Annotated in this window: 2 protein-coding genes; both read left to right on the plus strand. The window is 67.6% G+C overall.

Annotated features, from left to right (window positions below):
• A partial coding sequence (locus A2I95_RS39365) for a prolipoprotein diacylglyceryl transferase family protein (protein WP_291737792.1) occupies nucleotides 1–397 on the plus strand: 397 nt, incomplete at its 5' end.
• Nucleotides 394–1,264 (plus strand): SAM-dependent methyltransferase (locus A2I95_RS39370; RefSeq protein WP_291737793.1); only part of this gene is annotated, 871 nt, incomplete at its 3' end. The genes A2I95_RS39365 and A2I95_RS39370, both read left to right, overlap by 4 nt.

Genomic DNA, 1,264 nt, shown 5'->3' on the forward strand with positions numbered 1-1,264 from the left:
GCCCTGGGGCGTCGCCTTCCCCGGCCAGGCGGCGCAGGACTGCGGCCAGGCACTGGGCGAACTCTGCGCCCGCCACCCCTCGCAGCTGTACGAGGCACTGATGGAAGGTCTGATCCTCGGCGCCCTGCTGCTGTACCTGGCCTGGCGCCGCAATGCCTTCCACACCCCGGGCCGCCTTCTGGGTGTGTTCCTTGCGGGCTATGGCCTTGCCCGCTTCATTGTTGAATTCTTCCGGCAGCCGGATGCGCAGTTTGTCTCTCCCGGCAATCCGCTGGGGCTGGCCTGGCACATGGACGGCTTCGGCCTCACCCAGGGACAGACGCTGTCGCTGCCGATGATCGCCATCGGCCTCTATTTCCTGCTGCGCGCCCGCCATACCGCCCGGAGCGCGGCATGAGCCTGGCAGATCACCTCGCTGCCCGCATCCAGGCGGATGGCCCGATGTCTGTTGCCGCCTACATGGGGGAGTGCCTGCTGCACCCGCAGTATGGCTATTACACCACCCGCGATCCGCTTGGTGCGCAGGGCGATTTCACCACCGCGCCGGAAATCAGCCAGATGTACGGCGAGCTGATCGGCCTCGCCCTGGCCCAATGCTGGCTGGACCAAGGCGCCCCGGCCCCCTTCACGCTCGCCGAACTGGGACCGGGCCGCGGCACTCTGATGGCTGACCTCTTGCGCGCCACCCGCGGCGTGCCGGGGTTCCACACGGCGATGCAGATCAAACTGGTCGAGGCCTCACCGAAACTGCGCAACACCCAAGCCAGGACGCTGGACGCATATGCCCCCGAATGGCTGGACCATGCGGACGCCCTGCCGGGCCAGCCGCTGTTCCTGGTGGCAAATGAGTTTTTCGACGCCCTGCCCATCCGCCAATTCATCCGCAGCGGCGATCTCTGGAGCGAAAAGCGCATCGGTCTGCAAGACGGCGCGCTCGCCTTCGGCCTCAGCCCCGCCGCGCCGCAGCCAGCCCTGGATCACCGGTTGCAGGACACGCAGGAGGGCGATCTGGTCGAACTCTGCGACGCCGCCGCCCCCGTCACCCAGGCCATCGCAGTCCGAATCGCCACCCATGGCGGCGCGGCTCTGATTGCGGATTACGGCGACTGGCGCGCCCTTGGCGATACCATGCAAGCCGTGCGCGCGCATGAACCCGCCGATCCGCTGCAAGCCCCCGGCGAGGCCGACCTGACTGCCCATGTGGATTTCGAAGCGCTGGCAATGGCAGCAAAATCCAAGGGTTGCGCCTATACCCGCCTCACCC

This window comes from Leisingera sp. F5, assembly GCF_001593695.1.